This is a genomic window from Haoranjiania flava (genome assembly GCF_025631005.1).
Classification (GTDB): domain Bacteria; phylum Bacteroidota; class Bacteroidia; order Chitinophagales; family Chitinophagaceae; genus Haoranjiania; species Haoranjiania flava.
Genome location: NZ_JAOTPL010000052.1, coordinates 1 through 648, shown reverse-complemented (window position 1 = coordinate 648; position 648 = coordinate 1). Strand labels below are relative to the sequence as shown.

The following is a 648-nucleotide window of genomic DNA, read 5'->3' as shown; positions in this document are numbered from 1 at the left end:
CGGTTGGCATACAAGAAGAACTACAGGCGCACTACTTTTTGCGGCAGTATATATTATCCAAATCTTATCAAGGGATATAGCGTCTCTACCCCTAATACAATCTGGCAAACAGACATAACCTATATTTATGTAAAACAGGAGGATAAATTTTATTATGCGGTATTTATCATTGATGTTTATACAAAAAAAATTGTGGGCCATAAAGTATCCGGCCACATGCGGGCCACTGCCAATAAAGAAGCTTTGCTGGAAGCTATTAAGGACAATGGGTGCCCCAGGATACATCACTCCGACCGCGGTAGCCAGTACTCAAGCCTGGAATACACACAACTACTGAAGAGCAATAATATTGATATCAGTATGGCACTTAGTGCCCAGGACAACGCCTATGCAGAAAGGGTAAACAAAACAATTAAAGAAGAATATCTGGACTATTGGAAGCCTAAAAACTATAGCCAATTAAAGAGTTGTGTGGCTAAAGCCGTTACGCATTATAATACTAAGAGAAAACATAACCACCTTGATAGAATAGCACCCGCAGACTTCGAAACAATGTGGTATAAAAATGAATTAAAAACTAAACCTATTTTTTCTATTTTTGATAAAGAAAACAATTTAAAAACGGTCAACACTATTTAGGGATGGACA

Annotated in this window: 1 protein-coding gene; it reads left to right on the top strand. The window is 37.7% G+C overall.

Annotated features, from left to right (window positions below; genetic code table 11):
* On the top strand, positions 1-639 hold a 639-nt coding region (locus OD355_RS13805; protein ID WP_263039081.1), incomplete at its 5' end, for a DDE-type integrase/transposase/recombinase.
* Positions 640-648 lie beyond the last annotated feature (9 nt).